The sequence below is a fragment of the Streptomyces sp. NPDC005963 genome (assembly GCF_040638655.1).
In the GTDB taxonomy this organism is placed as follows: Bacteria; Actinomycetota; Actinomycetes; order Streptomycetales; family Streptomycetaceae; genus Streptomyces.
In genome coordinates this window covers 89,279-107,280 of record NZ_JBEXVD010000010.1, presented here as the reverse complement: position 1 = coordinate 107,280, position 18,002 = coordinate 89,279, and the positions used below count along the sequence as shown (strand labels likewise).

The 18,002-nt window shown below is 69.6% G+C and carries 16 protein-coding genes; 10 read left to right on the top strand and 6 right to left on the bottom strand.

The window, feature by feature from the left end; translation table 11 throughout:
- Nucleotides 1-387: 387 nt before the first annotated feature.
- The 6 genes from ABZ348_RS16450 (at nt 388) to ABZ348_RS16425 (ending at nt 7,564) form a co-directional block, all read left to right on the top strand.
- A complete protein-coding gene (locus ABZ348_RS16450) occupies nt 388-1,128 on the top strand; it encodes a methyltransferase domain-containing protein (RefSeq protein ID WP_358933517.1) in 741 nt (246 codons plus the stop codon).
- Nucleotides 1,125-2,912, top strand: a complete 1,788-nt coding sequence (locus tag ABZ348_RS16445; protein WP_358933515.1) for a thiamine pyrophosphate-binding protein — start codon at nt 1,125-1,127, stop codon at nt 2,910-2,912. The genes ABZ348_RS16450 and ABZ348_RS16445 overlap by 4 nt, the downstream gene beginning before the upstream one ends.
- Before the next feature lie 63 nt (nt 2,913-2,975).
- Nucleotides 2,976-4,022, top strand: a complete 1,047-nt coding sequence (locus ABZ348_RS16440; RefSeq protein WP_358933513.1) for a saccharopine dehydrogenase — start codon at nt 2,976-2,978, stop codon at nt 4,020-4,022.
- 8 nt (nt 4,023-4,030) lie between these two features.
- On the top strand, nt 4,031-5,185 hold the full coding sequence (locus ABZ348_RS16435) for a saccharopine dehydrogenase C-terminal domain-containing protein (RefSeq protein WP_358933511.1): 1,155 nt from the start codon (nt 4,031-4,033) through the stop codon (nt 5,183-5,185).
- 130 nt (nt 5,186-5,315) lie between these two features.
- Nucleotides 5,316-6,344 (top strand): DMT family transporter, encoded by a 1,029-nt coding sequence (locus ABZ348_RS16430; RefSeq protein ID WP_358933509.1) that lies wholly within the window; start codon nt 5,316-5,318, stop codon nt 6,342-6,344.
- A complete protein-coding gene (locus ABZ348_RS16425) occupies nt 6,341-7,564 on the top strand; it encodes an ATP-grasp domain-containing protein (protein ID WP_358933507.1) in 1,224 nt (407 codons plus the stop codon). Before ABZ348_RS16430 ends, ABZ348_RS16425 begins: the two co-directional genes overlap by 4 nt.
- 62 nt (nt 7,565-7,626) lie before the next feature.
- Here the strand turns inward: ABZ348_RS16425 and ABZ348_RS16420 are convergent, their stop codons facing one another.
- The 3 genes from ABZ348_RS16420 to ABZ348_RS16410 all read right to left on the bottom strand — a co-directional run bounded on the left by ABZ348_RS16420 (nt 7,627) and on the right by ABZ348_RS16410 (nt 10,294).
- Nucleotides 7,627-7,932: a DUF1330 domain-containing protein gene (locus tag ABZ348_RS16420; RefSeq protein ID WP_358933506.1), complete on the bottom strand. Its 306-nt coding sequence runs from the start codon at nt 7,930-7,932 to the stop codon at nt 7,627-7,629.
- Nucleotides 7,933-8,069: 137 nt separating this feature from the next.
- Nucleotides 8,070-9,377 (bottom strand): activator-dependent family glycosyltransferase, encoded by a 1,308-nt coding sequence (locus ABZ348_RS16415; RefSeq protein ID WP_358933504.1) that lies wholly within the window; start codon nt 9,375-9,377, stop codon nt 8,070-8,072.
- Between the two features lie 80 nt (nt 9,378-9,457).
- Nucleotides 9,458-10,294: an NAD(P)H-binding protein gene (locus tag ABZ348_RS16410; protein WP_358933502.1), complete on the bottom strand. Its 837-nt coding sequence runs from the start codon at nt 10,292-10,294 to the stop codon at nt 9,458-9,460.
- 258 nt (nt 10,295-10,552) lie between these two features.
- Between ABZ348_RS16410 and ABZ348_RS16405 the strand changes: the two genes are divergently transcribed.
- Complete coding sequence (locus ABZ348_RS16405) at nt 10,553-11,686, top strand: nucleotide disphospho-sugar-binding domain-containing protein (RefSeq protein ID WP_358933500.1); 1,134 nt, start codon at nt 10,553-10,555, stop codon at nt 11,684-11,686.
- 215 nt (nt 11,687-11,901) lie between these two features.
- Here ABZ348_RS16405 and ABZ348_RS16400 read toward each other — a convergent pair whose 3' ends face one another.
- Genes ABZ348_RS16400 through ABZ348_RS16390 form a run of 3 tightly spaced genes read right to left on the bottom strand, consistent with a single transcriptional unit; the run spans nt 11,902 to nt 14,400 of the window.
- Entirely contained in the window at nt 11,902-12,321 is a 420-nt protein-coding gene (locus ABZ348_RS16400) for an ester cyclase (RefSeq protein ID WP_358933499.1), read from the bottom strand.
- Nucleotides 12,322-12,374: 53 nt separating this feature from the next.
- A complete protein-coding gene (locus ABZ348_RS16395) occupies nt 12,375-13,274 on the bottom strand; it encodes an alpha/beta hydrolase (RefSeq protein ID WP_358933497.1) in 900 nt (299 codons plus the stop codon).
- 52 nt (nt 13,275-13,326) lie between these two features.
- Nucleotides 13,327-14,400 carry a methyltransferase gene (locus tag ABZ348_RS16390; protein WP_358933495.1) on the bottom strand — a complete coding sequence of 358 codons (1,074 nt, stop codon included), beginning with the start codon at nt 14,398-14,400 and terminating at the stop codon, nt 13,327-13,329.
- Nucleotides 14,401-14,625: 225 nt separating this feature from the next.
- On the opposite strand from ABZ348_RS16390, the gene fabG reads away from it, so the two are divergent.
- From fabG to ABZ348_RS16375, 3 genes are read left to right on the top strand one after another with little or no spacing between them, the layout of a single operon-like run.
- Entirely contained in the window at nt 14,626-15,411 is a 786-nt protein-coding gene (gene fabG / locus ABZ348_RS16385; protein WP_358933493.1) for a 3-oxoacyl-ACP reductase FabG, read from the top strand.
- 54 nt (nt 15,412-15,465) lie between these two features.
- Entirely contained in the window at nt 15,466-16,413 is a 948-nt protein-coding gene (locus ABZ348_RS16380) for an aromatase/cyclase (RefSeq protein WP_358933491.1), read from the top strand.
- 51 nt (nt 16,414-16,464) lie between these two features.
- Entirely contained in the window at nt 16,465-17,787 is a 1,323-nt protein-coding gene (locus ABZ348_RS16375; RefSeq protein WP_358933489.1) for an activator-dependent family glycosyltransferase, read from the top strand.
- Nucleotides 17,788-18,002: the final 215 nt, after the last annotated feature.

The following is an 18,002-nucleotide window of genomic DNA, read 5'->3' as shown; positions in this document are numbered from 1 at the left end:
GGCCAGGCGGATTCTCTTCCCTTGACCATGCCGTGAAGGCAATGGCACGCTGATTCCCGCGCTGCTGGATTTCGATCATGATCCAAATTGCGCACAGTTAAGGATTCACGGGGGATCCACGGAACGGCGTCTCGATCACATAATCGATTGAGCGCGCCGAGACTTGTTCTGACCGAAACAAGCGCGCCGCCCCGCCGTTCGAATGGTCAGGGGTTGGGCAGCCCGACGCAGCACGCCGGATATCCGGTGAGGCGCGATTCAGGGGACCCGGTCGCTATCCACAGACAGACATGAAGCGGCTGCGGTGTGCCCCGGCGTGGCCATCCTCTGAGTCCGGGAATTTTTCAGGATCGCACAGTCAGCGTTGCTGCGCACGGAATCTCTTCCGTGCCCGTCAAGCGTGCACATCCATGGGGGAATACAGTGTCAGGTGTCACGGCGAAAAACCACGAGGACCTGGTCGATTTCTATAGGCCGCGCGGTGCGGGCGAGGCGAGCATCTTCGAGATCTGGGAGGACGGCGGCAGCCGTGAGGACTCCGTCACCCCGTCCACCTACTGCCCCGAGTACCGCGACTGGATGAGCGACCGACTGATCGCCGAGCTGGAACGTAACGACGGCGGTCTGCTGAGCCTGGGCTGCGGCAATGCCGCCGTCGAGTTACAGGTGGCACAGAAGGGATTCCGCGTCCTGGCCATCGACGCCATGGAGGACGCCGTCGCGCTGGCCGTCCGGAAGGGGCTCGACGCCCACTGCGCCGACATCTATCAATGGGAGCCGGACGAGCCGTGGTCGGTGATCTATATCGACGGGGTCCTGGGGCACCTCCACGATGAACAGGAGGGTCTGACTCCTGTGCTGCGACGAATACGTTCCTGGCTCAAACCAAGGAAAGGCTCTCGCTCCGGTTGCGCCACTCTCCTCGCATCGAACGACGCGCCGAACGACGGTTCCGCGTACCAGAAGGCACCGAAGGTGAACGGATTCCACTGGCTTTCGGCTGAATACATGCGCCATCAGGCACTGGCCTCGGGGTTCGACCGTGCAGAAACCGACACATTCCGCTATCAGCGGCCGATCTCCGGTGAGCGGATCAGGGCGATCATGAACGGATACGTGGAACATTGAGCACAGCTGTCAGCAGTGAACAGGACGGCACGGCGAAGACCGGCGCAGAGCTCCTGGTCGATGCTCTGGTCCAACACGGTGTGGATACGGTGTTCGGATTTCCGGGAGACACCAGCATCGCGCTCTACGACGTTCTGCTGCGTCGGACGGACGAAATTCGTCATATTTTAGCGCGGGACGAACGACACACGGGATTCATGGCCGATGCCTACACCCGCACCACGCGGAGGATCGGCGTCTGCGAGGCGTCCAGCGGCGCGGGAGCGGTGTATTTGGCAAGCGGAATGGCCGAGGCATTCGCTTCCAGCATTCCCCTGTTGGCCATCACCACGGACAACAGCCGCCGCAGCCACGGGACCGCGGCCATCAGCGAGATCGACCAGCAACAGCTGTTCGCGGCCTGTACGAAGTGGTGCCGCAGCGCGGATCGGGTGGCGGATGTCCCCGCGCTGGTCGCCGAAGCCATCGCTGCCGCCACCCGCGGCCGGCCCGGCCCGGTCGCGCTGATCCTGCCCGAGGACATTCTGGAGGGAACCGGCGAGATATCGGGCGCCCCGACCTCCGGGCCCGCGGCGTCCTCGGTGTCCTCGGCGGGATTCGGCACCATCGCCGTACCGGGCCACCGCCCCCAGGCGTCGACCGATTCGGTGAACCGGGCCGTGGCATGGCTCGGGGCGGCCGAGCGGCCCGTCATCGTGGCGGGAGGCGGAGCCCAGCTGTCCGGGGCCGGCGCGGAACTGGCCCGGCTCGCCGAGCATTCGGCCGTTCCCGTCGCCACATCCATCCACGGCAAGGGTGTCATCGACGAGGCACACCCGTTCGCCCTGGGGGTGGTGGGAGGCAATGGTGCCAGGGACTACACGAACGCCTGGGTGGCGGAGAGCGACCTGGTGCTGTTCGTGGGCACACGGGCTAACGCCACGGACACGCTGAGCTTCACCACACCCGCCCGGAACCATGCGCGCATCCTGCACATCGAAACCGACGACGGCCGCGCCGGGCGCAACTACCCGCACAGCATCGCCCTCGTCGGTGATGCCAGAACCGTCCTCGAACAGCTCCGACAGCAGGTCCCGGCGGCCCCTGAGTCCCTGCGCGCCGAGCGGGCCGCCGAGCTGGCGGCAGCGCGCCGGGAATGGGCCGGGGCCGAGCGGCCCACGGCGTCCCTGCCACCCGGGGTCCTTCCACCACGCGAGATCGTAGGGGCGCTGAGTGACGCCTTCGGACGGGACACGTGGGTCGTGGGGGACGCCGGGACTCCGACCCCCTACCTGTCGTGCTACTGGCAGGCTCCGGGGGACGGGTGGCGGGTGGTCATCCCCCGGGGGCACGGCCCGATGGGCTTCGCCGTCCCCGCCTCGGTCGGCATCGCCGTCGCCCATCCCGGTGAGCGGGTCCTGTGCCTGACGACGGAGAACAGCGTCGCCATGGCGGTGGGTGAGTGGGAGACCGCGAAGCGGCTCAATCTGCCTGTCACCTATGTGGTGCTGGACAACACGTCGATGGCGTGGATCAAGATGATCCAGCACCTGTACGCGGGCGGCCGGTACTTCGCCGTGGACCCCGGGCCGATCGACCCCGTCCAACTCGGTCGCGGTATGGGGCTGGAAGGCGCGCGCGCCCACACCCTGGACGAGTTCGCCGAACTGGCAGCCAAGGCCGCCAGCCGTACAGGCCCCTCGCTCATCCACGCCGCTGTACCCGAGCACATGGACGCGCCGCCGCCCGTTCCGGTCTGGCAGGCCGCCCTCGCCGACGGATCGACGGTCCGGCCCATCCACTGACCCCACTTGCGTCCGACGACAGACACCGACAGCAGAACGACAACTCAGGAGAGGTGCGCTGACATGGCGACCAGCACGGGTATCTGGCTGCGCCGCGAGACCGCCCCGAACGAGCAGCGAACCCCACTCGTCCCCGGGGACGCGGCCGAACTCGTCGCGGGGGGTGTCCGGGTGACCGTGGAGGAGTCCGCCCACCGAGCCTTCCCGGCCGTCGAGTACGAGAGGGCGGGCTGCCGTGTTGTTCCGGGAGACACCTGGCCGGACGCACCGCCGAACGATGTCGTCCTCGGGCTGAAGGAGCCTTCCTTCGCGTCCTCGGCACTGTCCCACCGCCATGTCTTCTTCGGCCATGCCTACAAGGGACAGGACGGCGGACCTGGGCTGCTGGGTCGTTTCACCGCGGGCAAGGGCACACTTCTCGACCTGGAGTACCTGACGGACGATGCGGGCCACAGGGTGGTCGCCTTCGGCTACTGGGCCGGCTATGTGGGCGCGGCGCTCGCTGTGCTTCAGCACCGCGGACAGCTCAAGGCCCCGCTAACCGAGTTGACGCGCCCAGAACTCGACGGACAGCTGCGCGACTCCGCCAACGGGGCGAGGGCCCTGGTCGTCGGGGCGCTCGGCAGATCCGGCCAAGGGGCCCGCGAGGCACTGGCGGTCGCCGGTGTCCCGGCCACCGCGTGGGACATCGCCGAGACCCGCGATCTCGACCGGGACGCCCTGCTGGACCATGACATCCTTATCAACGCCGTCTTCGCCACGGAACCGGGGACGCCGTTTCTGACCGCGGCCGACGTCGCGCGTCCCGGGCGCAGGCTCACGGTCGTCTCCGACGTCACCTGCGATGTGACCTCCGCATGTAACCGACTGCCCATCTATCAGCAGGTGACCGACTGGGCCGAGCCGGTCCGCCGGCTGCATGACGAACCGCCGCTGGACCTGATCTCCATCGACAACCTCCCCTCCTTGCTGCCCAGGGAGTCGAGCGTGGCGTTCTCCCACGGCCTGCTTCCACAGCTGACCGCACTGGTGTCCCGGCGGGCCGCGGTGTGGAGCCGCTGCGAGGAGCACTTCCACCACGCCCTCCGCACGATGACGAGCAACAAGTGAGGACCCCCATGCCCGAGTTGACCACCTCGACGGGACGCGTTCACTGGATCGGCACCGGGATGTCCACCGGCAGCGGCCTGGGCATCGTGTGCGAGGGTGCGGACACCCTCCTGTGGGGCCGTACCACCGCGAAGGCCGAGGGCTGCCTGGCGCGCCTCGGACTCACCGGCAAGGCCACCGGGCGTACGTACAGCCTCCCCGCACTGGCCGGTGAACTCACCGCCGGTGACGTCGTGGTGTCGATGCTTCCGGCGACCGAGCACCCCGCCCTGGCGCAGCTCGCCCTGGAGCGCCGAGCGCATTTCGTGTGTTCCAGCTACACCAGCGAGGCGATCGCGGCGCTCGCCCCGGCCGCCCGGGCGGCCGGGGTGGTCCTGCTCACGGAGATCGGGCTCGACCCGGGGATCGACCACCTCTTCGCCCACGAGTTGGTGCGCAAGGCGCGGCAGCTGACCGGCGACCAGCCCGCCACCGTGCACTTCACTTCGTACTGCGGCAGCAACCCCGCGGTACCCAACGACTTCCGCTACCGGTTCAGCTGGGCGCCCCGAGGGGTGCTCACCGCGCTCCTGACGCCCGCCCGGCTGATCGACGGCGGCACCGAGAGAAGCGTCGCCCGCCCCTGGGAAGCGGTCAGATCGCAGCAGGTCGGCGGCGAGACCTTCGAGGTCTATCCCAACCGGGACAGCGTTCCTTTCGTCGATGCGTACGGCTTTCCTCCGTCATGGAATGTGCAGACCTTCGTCCGGGGAACCTTGCGCCTCGATGGTTGGAGCGAGGCGTGGAAGCCGGTCTTCGACCGGCTGGCCGCCGCCACCGATACGCAGATCACCGAACTCGCCGAAGAGTTGGCGGCGGACCATCCCACCACGGCGGCCGATCACGACCGGGTGGTGATGTCCGTCAAGCTCCAGGTTCGCAGGAACACGGGCGAGACCTGGTCCGGGGAGTACGTGCTCGACGTGACCGGGGACGCGACGGAGAGCGCCACCTCCCGCTTGGTCTCCACTCCGCTGGCCTGCGGCATCCTCGACGTGGCCGCCGGACGTCTGGAGCCGGGCCTGCACCAGGCGACCGCCGATCCACAACGGGTCGCACGATGGCTGGAACTTCTCCAGAGGCACGCGATCACCGCCGTCTACCACGAGAGCCCATCCGCATGACGCCGCCCGATATCCGTGAGATCGCCGCGCGGCGGCACCGGCTGTACGCACCGTCCGGTGCTCCGGACGTCCGGTCCAGCGGCACAGACGCGTCCCCCGGCCGTGCCGCGCATCCCCTGGGAACAGCATCGTGAGCACCAAGGCGGCGCCTGCCGCGGTCGTGACCGATCTCCGCCGGGGCATCCTCCCGCTGGCCGGCTACGCGGTGCTCACCGCGGCCATGGACGTGTACGCGGGCAATCGCTTTGAAGTGATCAACCCGGCCAGTATCGCGGCGGTCTCCTTCACCCTCACCATGGTCTTCTTCGCGGGAGTGGAGTGGCGGCGGCACGGCCCCCCACCGCGCACCACCTTGCTGGCACACCGCAACGACCTCGTGGCCATCAACATCACCACGGCGTTGACCTGGCTGTCGACGTTCTACGCCCTGTGGTACCTGGAGCCCGCCATCGTCAATGTCGTCGGCCTTGCACTCGGCCCGATGATCATGACGCTCACGGGTCCCCTGCTCCGTCGCCACAGTACGGTCATGACCACCGAGGTCGTGGTGTCGGTGGCCATCGGCGTCCTGCTCGCAGCCCTGATGTGGACCTCGTTCAGCGGGCGCAGCGGACTGGGCGACGTACCCACCGCCGACGCCGTCCTCGGCCTGGTCTTCTCCCTCACCTGCGCCGTCGGCTCGGCTGTCAACATCATCTACATGAAGCGGCTGAACGATGCCGGCTGTGAAGCCGGCACCGTGTTGGCCACCAGGTTCGTCCTGATGAGTGCCGTGGCCTGGATCCTCGTGGCACTGGAGGACCAGCCCGAGCTGATGGCCGCACTGCTGCCCGGGGCCGTTGTCGCGGTCATCGGAGTGGGCCTGCCGATCTACGTCCTCCAGGTCGGCATCCGGTACACCGAGCCCATCACCACCTCGCTGCTGATCTCCCTCTCGCCGCTCTTCGCCTTCGCGATGCAACTCGCCGACGGCCGACTGCGCTTCTCCCTGTACACCCTCGCCGGCGTCGTGGGCGTGGTCGTCCTCGTCGCGGTGGGTGTGGTGGCCCGACGGAGCACGGTCGCCGCACCCGTTCCTTCCGGCGCCGACGGCACCACAGGCGTGCCATCGGCCCGCGATCACCAGGCAAGCGCCGAGCGTGGAGGCTCATCACCATGACCACAGCCATCGTGGATGCCTACGGCGCCGGCAGGCTTCTGCCGGATGCCCTGAGGCGTCGCGGCGTGGACGTCGTCCATGTCCGGTCACCGTTCCCCGACACCCGTCTCGCCTACCGTCCCGAAGACTTCGCGGTGGACCTCCGGCACACCGGCGATCTGGCCCGCACCTTGCGGGAGCTGCGCGCCCTCGGCGTGGACTCGGTGGTCGCCGCCGCCGAGTCCGGCGTACTGCTCGCGGACGAACTAGCCGCCGCGCTCGCCGTCCCCGGAAACGATCCACGACACACCATCGCCCGGCGGGACAAATACGCCATGCAGCAGGCCGTCGGCGCTGCGGGCCTACCGTCGGCGGAGAGCTGCCTCTCCGCATCGCTGGACGAGTTGATCGCGTGGGTCGCCGGGCGAGGGCGATGGCCCGTCGTGCTCAAGCCGGTGCTCAGCGCGGGTGCCGACAATGTGTTCATCTGCCGTACGGTCGCGGAGGTGACCGCCGCCTACACAGCGATCATGACCTCGGCCGACCGGTACGGCCAGCACAACACCGTTGCGCTGGCCCAGCAGTTCCTGTCCGGGAAGGAGCACTATGTCAACACGGTCAGCCGTGACGGCCGACACCGTATCGTCGAGGTGTGGTGCTACCACAAGCGGTCGGTTGACGGACGCTCCGTGTATGACTACGAGGATCTCCTCGGCCCCGATGAACCAGGCTTTCACGAGATCGTGCGCTATGTCCGGTCGGTGCTCGACGCCCTGGGGATCCGCAACGGCGCTGCGCACACCGAGGTCATGCTCACCGGGGACGGCCCGGTTCTGATCGAATGCGGGGCTCGGCTGGGCGGCGGCCAGATGCCGGAACTGCTGACCCGGTGCGTGGGGGCGGACCAGGTGACCTGCCTGGCCCACTCGATCGCCGCCCCGGAGGACTTCATCGCCGAAGCCGATGCGCCCTACCAGCTCAAGGATCGGTTGCGGTGTGTGAATCTCATCCTGCCGCGGGCGGGCACCGTGCCGGATGACGACGGCTGGGATCAGATCAGAGGGCTGCCGTCCTTCGAGCACCTGGTGGTGAACCACCCCGCTGGCAGTTCTCTTTCACGGACCGTCGACATGGCGACCTGTCCGGGCACCGTCTATCTCACGGCCACGGACCCCGCGATGCTGGAGTCCGACTACGGCAGACTGCGCGAGCTGGAGCTCGATGGCCTCTACGGCGGCTGAGGGAGCGGCGGTGGCGGCGAGGAACCTGCCGCCACCGGGTCTCTCGCCCCGTCACCGGCACATCAGCCAGGCAGACCGGTCGTCCCCTCGACGAACAGCATGCGACGACCACTGATGCCGGGGCGGGTGGCACGCGCCTGGGCGTACTCCGGCGAGGTGTACCAGCTCTTCGCCTGTTCCAGGCTGGGGAATTCGATGATCACCATGCGGTTCGCAGCGGGCCAGTCCCCCTCAAGGGCCTCCGGTAGAGCGCCGCGCACGACGTATCGGCCGCCGTACTGGGCAATGGAGCCCTGGGCCAGCTCTCGGTATCTGCGCACCTCCGGAGTGTCGAGATGTGGAGACTCGGCAATCACATATGCAGTCACGCGGTCATGATGACACGGCGTCAGGCGGCGATGGACGGGACCAGCGCGCAGAGCAAGTCCTGGCCCCACCGAGTGACCTGAGTCGGAGATGCGATGGCATCGTCCCCTGGCCCGCACGGCGGGCCAGACCAAACCGCCTAGCTACGGCCGAGTGCGGTGAGCCGTTCCAGCGCGGGCACGATGTCACGGGGTGCGGGGGCGGCGAGCATCTCACGGCGCAGCGCTGCCGCGTTCGCCGCGAAGGACGGCTCGTCCAGCACCCTCAGCAGGAGTGCACGCAGTGAGTCCGCCGTCAGTGCCGCGGTGTCCCGGACGTGCAGCCCGGCTCCTGCGGCTTCCACCTGCTGGGCCTTGAGGACGTTGTCCATCATGTTCGCGGGCACGATGACCTGTGGCACCCCGTGGGCGAGTGCAGTCTGGGTGGTGCCGGAACCGCTGTGGTGGATGATCGCCGAACAGCTCGGCAGCAGCGCGTCCAGGGGGACGAAGTCCACCGCGCGGACGTTGTCCGGCAGCGGAGGCAGCGAACTGAGCTGATCGGTGTTCAGGGTGGCGATCACCTCGATGTCCAAATCGGCGACGCCGCGGAGCAGTTCGCCGACGTCGGCACGGTCGCCTCCCATCAGTTCCCTGAAGGAGCGTCCGAGGGTCAGACAGACCCGCCGGCGCTCGGGTGGACTCCACAGCCAGGGCTCGACGGTGGAGCGACCGTTGTACGGCGTGTACCGCATCGGAACGTACGGGTGGTCGACCTCAAGCCGCATCGAGGAGGGGACCGTGTCGATGGTCCACTGTCCGAGCACGGCCTGTTCGTCGAACTCGACCCCGTACCGGGCCAGCGCGGTGCCTAGCCATTCCTCGAACGGATCGTCACGCAGGGCGTCGGGACGGTCCTCCAACACTGCCCGGTGGCTCTGGCGCATACGGCCGATGACGTCGAATCCGAACATCATGCGGGCGTGCGCGGCCCCGACGGCGAGGGCTGCGACCGGGGCTGCGAAGGTCAGCGGATCCCAGATCACCAGGTCGGGACGCCACTGCCGGGCGAACCCCACCAGGTCGTCCATGACGCGGGGCGAGGAGATCTCCTGGAAGCTGGCCCCTACCCAGGCGCTGAACACCGCCTGCATATAGGAGTATGTGAGCTTCTCGGGTCGCAGCTCGCACAGGTCGAACAGTTCCCAGTTGACGCCACCGCGCGCGTCCCAGATGTTGGCCTCGTCCTGGAACTCCTCCGCGGTCAGCGGTGAGACGTCCGCCCACTGGCCGATGTCCATGGGCTCGCCGATGGGCACGGGGGTGAGACCGCTGCGGACGATGTCGTCCACCACATCGGGGTGACTCGCCACGCAGACGTCGTGACCCGCAGCCCGTAGGGCCCAGGCCACCGGTACTTGGGCGTGCAGATGCGTCGAGGCGGCGAGGGTCACGAACAGTACGCGCATCGATGGGCTCCGCTCGGTCACTGACGCTCAGGGATGGCGATGACGGGATGACCGGCGGCCGGGGGCGCCGGGGGCAGTGCTCACTGGAAGTCGGTCAGATGGTCGGCGGCCCAGCGGGCGAGGTCGCGGGCGGGCCGGCCGGTGATCTGTTCCACCGTTCGGTGCACGGCCGCGGGTTGGTCGGCCCAGGTCGCCTGGTGGGCGAGGATGTAGTCGGCGATGTCGGCGGGGAAGCCCTGGGCGATCATGTCCGCGCGGGCCTCGGCGGGCGACACCTCCTCGAAGGCGATCGCCCGCCCGAGCCCCCGTGCCATGGCCAGCACCTGATCGCGCTGGCTGAGCGCACGGGGCCCGGAGATCCGATGGATCACGCCCTGGTGGCCGTCCTCCAGGAGGGAGGCGACCGCGACGGCTGCGACGTCGTCCTCGTGGACGGGCGCGCCCATCGCCCCCGGGTACGCGGACCGGACCACGGACCCGGTGCGGATCGAGTGCTCCCAGAGGCTGAGCTTGTTGACCGCGAACTCCCCGGGCCGGAGGTGGGTCCACTCCACCCCTGACTCCGCCACGGCCTCCACCGCCTCTTCGACGTCCCGGTGCCCGCTCGGGTCGCTGCCGTCGGTGACGGCGTCCGAGGAGAGGACCACGATCCTCCGCACCCCCAGCGAGGCGGCCAGCCGCGCCACCTCCGGCGCGGTCTCGGCCACGGGGAACAGATACAGCCGCTCCACCCCGGTGAGCGCCGCGCGCAAGCCGGCGGGTTGAAGCAGATCGCCCTCGAAGGCGGTCACTCCGTTCGGGAACTTGGCCGCGCCGACATCGCGCGTCAGCGCCCGGACGGAGTGGCCTGCGGCAACGAGCCGACGCACCACATGGCGGCCGACGTGTCCGGTCGCGCCGGTGACGAGCATGGTCATGAGTCTCCTCCACGTTGTGCCGCAGCCGTGACGGCCCGCGCCCCGGGGGACGTAGCGCGGGCCGACGGCCGGGCGGCCGTCCGCTGTCCTGGTGACGGTCCGCCGGACGATCACGATGCCGGGTGCCCCACGAGGTTCTCCGGTGTGCTGCTGGAGTCGCACGTGCAGGTGCGGGCGCCGCCTCCACCGTTCTTCGGCCGGACCGCGAGAGGGGGCTGCGACGCTCACCGGACCCAGCAGTCCGTCGACAGGGGAACCATGCGCGCGTTGTTCGTCACCTCTCCCGTACTCAGTCATGCCTTTCCGACGATTCCGGTGGCCCACGCGCTGCTCGCCGCCGGGCACGAGGTCCGCTATGCACTCGGGGCGGCGCTGGACGCCGTCACCGACGCGGGCCTGCCCGCCGTCGACATCACCCCGGGGCTCGACTACGACAAGATCTGGGTGCCCGAGGGCGCCGAGGACCCGATGTACGTCAAGGACGCGGGCGTCGAGTTCCTCGCGGAGCTCTTCGGCCGGGTGTCGGGCGCCGAGGTGGACGGCGTGCTGGAGGCGGCACGCGCCTGGGCCCCCGATCTGATCGTGCACTCGGCGGCGCAGGGCGCGGGGGCGCTCGCCGCCAGTGCGCTCGGCATTCCGTGCGTGGAGTTGCCGTTGGGCCCGGCGGACAGCGATCCCCGGCTGGCCGGGTTGCTGCGCGCGGCGATGAAGGGGGACTACGAGCGCCACGGCGTCACCGGGACGCCGAAGGCGACCGCACGGATCAGCTCGGTCCCGGCCCGTCTCGCGCATCTCCTGCCGGGTGACCGGCGCCCCGAGGACGAGTGGTTGATGCGCTATGTCCCCTACAACGGTGGCGGAACGCTTCCCGCCTGGTTGCTCACACCCCCCGAGCGGCCCCGGATCGCGGTCACACTGGGGTCGATCGGCGCTCAGTGGGGCGGTATCGCGATGCTCGCCCCGCTGATGGCCGAGGCGGCACGGATCGACGCCGAGTTCGTGTTGACGTTGGGCGGCGGGGACGTGGAGCTCCTCGGTGAACTGCCCGAGAACGTACGGACCGTGGAGTGGGTGCCGTTGGCGCCGCTGTTGGAGACCTGCGCGGGGATCGTCCACCACGCGGGTTCGGGCACCCTGCTGACGGCGATGAGGCTCGGGGTTCCGCAGTGCGTCCTCCCGGACGGGGCGTACCAGCAGGCCAACAGTGCGGTGTTGGTCGGCAGCGGGGCCGGGTTCGCGGCCGATGCGACCACGATCGGCGGCGAGGAGTGCCGTCGGCTGCTGGAGGATGGGGCGCTGCGCAGCGCCGCCGCCGAACTGCGTCGGGAGATGGTCGACACGATGCCGACCCCGGCCGAGTTGGTGCCGCGACTGGTGGATCTCGCGGGCTGAGCGGAGTGTCATACCGGTGACGTATGGATCGCACACGAAGCGCAGTCGGACGGCACGCGAAGCGTAGGGAGCCCGGGCCCACCGTGAGGGGGCCCGGGCTCCGTGCTGCCCGTGGTTCGCGAACTCCCGTACGGCAACCCGTCCGGCATCGAGCCCGTCCGGTGTCAGGGCCGATCGGGTCTCAGGGCCCGTCGGGTCTCAGAGCGAATCGTGTCTCAGAGCCCGTCGGGAATCTGCCCCAGCACCCGGTACAGCGGGCCGAAGTTCATCACGTCCCAGTGTGCGGTGACCCGGCCCTGCTCGTCGAAGAGGAGCTCTTCGAGGTAGTGCCAGGACACCGGGGCACCCGTCGCGGGCACGCCCATGAAGTCGCCCCGGTGGGTGGCGGTGGCCGTGATCCGCAGCATGACCGTGTCGCCCTCGGCGACGACGCTCTTGGCCTCCAGGCGCAGATCGGGAAACGAGTCCAGGGTGCCCCGCATGATGTCGGCGATCTGGTCGGCGGGCATTCGGCCGCCGTCCTCGTCGTAGTGCACGGCGTCCGGGGCCCAGTACGCGATGACGGCGTCCGGGTCGCCGCGGTTCCAGGCGTCGACCATGCGCAGGGCGTGTGCCTTGTTCTCCTGTGGGGACATCGGGTCTCCTCGTACGGGCGCCGGGCTCGGGGCCCGGGGATCAGGTCGATGGATCAGGGCCGGGCTGCGGCGCGGGTGTGTGCGGTGATCGCCTCGGCGAGCGGGGCGTGGACGGAGCGGGGCAGCGCGTGTCCCATGCCGGGGATCTCCACCAGGCGTGCTTCGGGGAAGAGTCCGGCGAGGTGGCTGCCGTGCGGCGGCGGGGAGATGGGGTCCTCCAGCGCCTGGATCACCTGGGTCGGCACCCGTACCGCGGCGAGTTCGGCGGCGCGCTCGCGGGGGTGGGAGGCGAGTCCGTGGTGGGCGACGGGTTCGTCGAGGGTGCCGGCGTGGTCGGCGGCCCGTTCCTCCCAGCGACGGAAGTCGTCCGCGCCGAAGGGCACCTTGTCGCCGGAGAAGATCTTCGACCGGCGCACCCGTAGGTCGAGCACGGCGTCGCGGCCCTCGGCGGGTTCGGACATCAGGGCGAGGGCGTCCAGCAGCGGCTGCTGGGGCAGGGGCAGCCCGTCGACGGAGGGCTGCCCGCTGAAGGCCCGTTCGATGTTGCCGTCGAAGTCGATGTCAAGTCCGCCGCCGAGCATCAGGGTCAGGCTGAGGAGTCGTTCGGGGTGGTCGAGGGCGAGGAGTTGTCCCATCACCGTGCCCATCGACATGGCGACGACGTGCGCTGCGGCGATGCCGTGGGCGTCGAGGACGGCCACCGGGTCCCGGGAGAGCTCCGCGTAGCCGTAGGGGTGTGCGGCGAAGTCACGGGTGGTGGAGCGCCCGGTGTCGCGGTGGTCGTAGCGGATGACCCGCAGTCCTTCGGCGGTCAGCAGGTCGACGAACTCCCGCGGCCACGCCTGCGAGGACTGGTTGCCCCCGGCGATCAGGAGCAGCGGAGGTCCTGCCGGGTCCCCGAGGTCCTCACTCCACAGTCGTACGTCGTCGGTGGTCACGATCCGTTCGGGCATACCGGGTTCCCTCTCGCGGGTTCGCTCTGGTTTCGCTCTGGTTCCGTCCCCGTCAGTCGGCGGGGGTCATCTCGATCAGGCAGAAGTCGAACGGCACGACGGGCGAGGTGATCGGGCTGACGAGGGAGGTGATGGCGAGCCCGGCGGACGCCGCCAATTCCCTCCACTCGGCCGTCGTCCGCACCCGACCGCCGAGGAACACCAGCATCCGCATGTCGAGGAGGCTGAAGTGGAGATCGGCGGTGCTCGTCGTTTCGTCCTGCGAGGGCTCGGCGCGCTCGCGCAGGATCAGGGTGCCGCCCGGCTCCAGGGCGTCCCGGCAGCGCTTGAGGATCCGGCGGGCCTCGTCGTCCTGCCAGTTCAGCAGCACCATGGAGAGCAGCACCAGGTCCGCGGTCACCGGCAGTTCGTCGAAGAAGTCCCCGCCGATGACGTCGATGCGGTCGGAGAGCCCCCGTTCGGCGATCTTGGCGCGGGCCCGGTCGGCCGGGGACGGCAGGTCGAGCAGGGTGCCGCGCACCCCGGGCAGGGTTCGTACGATCGACTGGATCAGACCGCCGGGGGCCCCGCCGACGTCGAGGACGTGTCGTGCGCCGCTCCAGTCGCGGGTGGCGATGAAGCCCTCGTCGACGGCTTCCTCCTCGGTCGCCATCAGTGCGTCGAAGGACTCGCCCAGCTCGGGTTCGGCCGAAAGGTCGTCCCAGAACGGGCGTCCGTACAGGGCCTCGTAGCTGGGGCGTCCGGTCCTGACCGCCTCCAGCAGTTGGGTGAAGGCGAGGTCGGCCCGGCCGATGATCTGGTCGAGCGCCAGCCAGGAGCGCTGTTGCAGGGGGTGGTCGTCGGCGAGTAGCAGTCCGAGGTCGGTGGGGCCGAACCTGCGGGGCGCGGTCTCCTCGAACACGCCCACGGCGGTGAGGTGGCGCACCAGCCGGTGCAGTGCCCCGGCGTCGGCGCCGGTGACCCGTGCGAGGTCTTCGGGGGTGTGTGCGCCGGCGGCCATATGGTCCACCAGCCGCAGGGTGGCGGCGACCCGCAGGGACATCGGTGTGACGAGGTCGACCAGGCGCAGGAAGCGGTCGATCGGTGTGCCGTCGTGCTGACTGCTCGTACTGCTCGTACTGCTCACGTGGGCGTCTCCCCTGAGTCGCTCGGACGTCCGTGACCCGGCGAGTGTGGTCCGCGCCTCTCGCAACCGTCTCGACGATCGCTGGGCAGCCGGCGGAGCGGGAGTGGCGGAGGGGTCAAGTGGGCCACGAGCTTCTGCTGGCAGCGTGAGCAGCTGATGTTCCGCTTCAGTGCACGCCCAGGGGACATCCAGGGAACACCGAGGGCTTGAGGGAACGGGGAACGCATGACGAGCAAGGAACAGAAGGTCGCCGTCGTGACCGGTGCGACCAGCGGCATCGGCGCCTCGGTCGCCGCCCTGTTGGCCGAGCGGGGACACCGGGTCTTCCTGTGCGCCCGGGACCCGGAGAACGTCACCGCGACCGTCGAGCGGTTCCGCAAGGAGGGGTACGAGGTCGACGGCCGGGCCTGTGATGTGCGTTCCACCGAGGAGGTGCAGACGTTTGTCACGGCCGCCGTCGAGCGGTACGGGCCGATCGACGTCCTGGTCAACAACGCCGGCCGCAGCGGTGGCGGCACGACGTCGGCCATCACCGACGAGTTGTGGCGCGATGTGATGGCGACCAACCTCGACGGCGTGTTCCGCATGACACGTGAAGTCCTCACCACCGGTCGGATGCTGGAGAGCGGGAGCGGCCGGATCGTCAACATCGCCTCGACCGGAGGCAAGCAGGGGGTGATGTTCGGCGCCCCCTACTCCGCGTCGAAGCACGGTGTCGTCGGCTTCACCAAGGCGTTGGGGCAGGAGTTGGCGAAGTCCGGTGTGACGGTCAACGCGGTCTGCCCCGGCTATGTGGAGACCCCGATGGCCCAGCGGGTGCGGCAGGGGTACGCCGACTTCTGGGAGACCAGCGAGGACGAGGTGCTGACCAAGTTTGAGGCGAAGATCCCGCTCGGCCGCTACTCGACGCCGGATGAGGTCGCCGGTCTGGTCGGCTATCTCGTCACCGACACGGCCGCTTCGATCACCGCGCAGGCGCTCAACGTCTGTGGCGGGCTGGGCAACTACTGAGCCGACCGGGAGACGACCACCGTGGCAGCGACGGGTGAGACAGAGGACCGCGAGATGACTGAGCCCCAGACCCACCGCACCGAGCACCGGATCACCGTGGACGCCCCCGCCGATGTGGTGTTCGCGCTGATCGAGGACGTCACCGGCTGGCCGGAGACGTTCCCGCCGTGCGTCCACGTCGATGCCGAGCGCGACGGCGACCGGGAGCGCATCCGGATCTGGGCCACCGCCGGCGGGGAGGTGAAGGGCTGGACCTCACTGCGGGAGCTGGATCGGGAGCAGTTGCGGGTCCGGTTCCGGCAGGAGGTTTCGGCACCCCCCGTGGCCGCGATGGGTGGCGAGTGGGTGATCGAGACCGATCCGGCCGGCGGAACCCTGGTCCGGCTGCTGCACGACTTCCGCGCGATCGGGGACGATCCGGCGAAGGTGGAGTGGATCCAGCAGGCGGTGGACCGCAACAGCGGACAGGAGTTGGCCGCGCTCCGCGCCGCGGCAGAACTGCGGACGCAGCGCAGCGAGCTGACGCTGACGTTCTCCGACTCGCTGCGGGTGGCCGGTGCCGCCAAGGACGTCTACGACTTCATCGACCGGGCGGACGCCTGGGAGCAGCGGCTGCCGCACGTGGCCCGCGTGGCCCTCACCGAGGACACCCCGCGGCAGCAGGTCCTGGAGATGGACACCCGCACCGCGGACGGCTCGACGCACACCACCCGGTCCGTGCGGATCTGCTTTCCCCACGACCGGATCGTCTACAAGCAGCTCCAGACGCCCGTGTTGATGTCGGCCCACACCGGTGAGTGGCTGATCCGCGAGGTCGGCGAGGAGACGGAGATCACCAGTACGCACACCGTGGTCGTGAATCCGGAGGCGATCGCCGGCGTCCTGGGTGCGGAGGCGGGTGTCGCCGAGGCGCGCACCTTCATCCGGGAGGCGCTGGGCCGCAACAGCACGGCGACGATGGGGTACGCGAAGGCGTACGCGGAGGAGATCGCCGGCCGCTGAGCGGACCGCCGAACGGACCGGTCGACGTCGGGGAGAGGTCGGGAGAAGGCCATGCGCGTCCTGTTCACCACGTTCGCCGCGCGTACGCACGTGCACAGCCAGGTGCCCCTGGCGTGGGCGTTGCGCGCCGCGGGGCACGATGTGCGCGTGGCCACCCACCCCGACGCCGTGGAACACGTCCTGCGGGCCGGGCTGCACGCGGTGCCGGTGGGTGCTCCGCTGAACCAGGACGAGTTCGTGCAGGAGTTGGACGAGCGCCGCAGCGATGCCCTGGAGGCGGGCCGGGAGGTTCCGGAGGCGCTGGACTACCTGGAGCTGACCGACATCAGCGAGGTGCGGCCGGAGCGGCTGACCTACGAGTTGATGCACCGCAGGCAACTGGCCCTCGCGGCGGGGGCGTTCCCGACCCAGTGCGACCCGGAGATGATCGACGACCTGGTGCGGTACGCCCGGTGGTGGCGGCCGGACCTCGTGGTGTGGGACACGATGACCTTCGCGGGTCCCGTCGCCGCCATGGCCTCGGGTGCGGCGCACGCCCGCTTGCTCTTCGGTCTCGACCTCATCGGCTTTCTGCGCCACCACTACAACCGGGTCCTGGAGCGCCGGTTACCCGCCCTGCGGGACGACCCGATGGCGGAGTGGCTGGGCTGGACCCTTGAGGAGTACGGCTGCGGCTTCGCCGAGGAGGCCGTGGTGGGGCAGTGGACCATCGATCCGGTGCTGACCTCGCTGGCCCTGCCGACCGATCTGGTGCGGGTGCCGATGCGTTACGTCCCGTACAACGGGCCCGCCGTACTGCCCGATTGGGTGCTGGAAGAGCCCCGGCGGCCCCGGGTGTGCGTGACCCTCGGGTTGTCGCTGCTGGAGACCCTAGGCCGGGACCGGGTGTCGGTGGCCGAGGTGCTCGAAGCCGTCGCATCGCTGGACGTCGAGGTCGTCGCGACCGTCGGCGCGGCGCGTCGCGATGTGCTCGGGGCCCTGCCCGAGCGGGTGCGCGTGGTGGACTTCGTGCCGTTGGACGCCCTGTTGCCGAGTTGCGCCGCGGTGGTGCACCACGGCGGGGCGGGCACTTTCCAGTCCGCGCTGGCCCACGGCGTCCCGCAGATCGTCCTGCCGGACGTGCTGTGGGACAGCGCGCGCCGGGCCGAGGGTCTGGAGCGCGCCGGAGCCGGGTTCCAGGTCGCCGATCCCGCACGGCTCGGCGCGGCCGGCTTGCGCGACCTCGTCAGCCGGGTCCTCGACGATCCGGCTCCGACGCGCCATGCGCGCCGGCTGCGTGCGGAGTTGCGCGCGGCCCCCGCCCCCGCCGATGTGGTGCCCGTTCTCGAACAGCTCGCCTCACACCATCGGTCGGCCGCCCGTAGCGGCGCCTGACGTCCGCGCGTCCCGTCCGTTCCTCCCCCGTGTCCGGCGCCCCGGAAAATGTCCGTTGCACATGCCCCGGGTCCGAAGCTCCCGGCACGCGGCTCGGCGTGTCGTCAATCGAATTACCAAACCTTGACGTTCCCATTGGCTGAACATTGACAAGCCTCTCGACCAAATCTAGAGTCAAGTTGCAGCGAGTCGCGATGTATCGCTTCCTTGAGGCC

Bases quoted from the DNA above. Each gene is read 5' to 3' on its own strand.
- ABZ348_RS16440 (WP_358933513.1), top strand. From the start codon at position 2,976: ATGGCGACCAGCACGGGTATCTGGCTGCGCCGCGAGACCGCCCCGAAC.
- ABZ348_RS16435 (WP_358933511.1), top strand. From the start codon at position 4,031: ATGCCCGAGTTGACCACCTCGACGGGACGCGTTCACTGGATCGGCACC.
- ABZ348_RS16425 (WP_358933507.1), top strand. From the start codon at position 6,341: ATGACCACAGCCATCGTGGATGCCTACGGCGCCGGCAGGCTTCTGCCG.
- ABZ348_RS16415 (WP_358933504.1), bottom strand. From the start codon at position 9,377: ATGCGCGTACTGTTCGTGACCCTCGCCGCCTCGACGCATCTGCACGCC.
- ABZ348_RS16410 (WP_358933502.1), bottom strand. From the start codon at position 10,294: ATGACCATGCTCGTCACCGGCGCGACCGGACACGTCGGCCGCCATGTG.
- ABZ348_RS16405 (WP_358933500.1), top strand. From the start codon at position 10,553: ATGCGCGCGTTGTTCGTCACCTCTCCCGTACTCAGTCATGCCTTTCCG.
- ABZ348_RS16400 (WP_358933499.1), bottom strand. From the start codon at position 12,321: ATGTCCCCACAGGAGAACAAGGCACACGCCCTGCGCATGGTCGACGCC.
- ABZ348_RS16395 (WP_358933497.1), bottom strand. From the start codon at position 13,274: ATGCCCGAACGGATCGTGACCACCGACGACGTACGACTGTGGAGTGAG.
- fabG (WP_358933493.1), top strand. From the start codon at position 14,626: ATGACGAGCAAGGAACAGAAGGTCGCCGTCGTGACCGGTGCGACCAGC.
- ABZ348_RS16380 (WP_358933491.1), top strand. From the start codon at position 15,466: ATGACTGAGCCCCAGACCCACCGCACCGAGCACCGGATCACCGTGGAC.
- ABZ348_RS16375 (WP_358933489.1), top strand. From the start codon at position 16,465: ATGCGCGTCCTGTTCACCACGTTCGCCGCGCGTACGCACGTGCACAGC.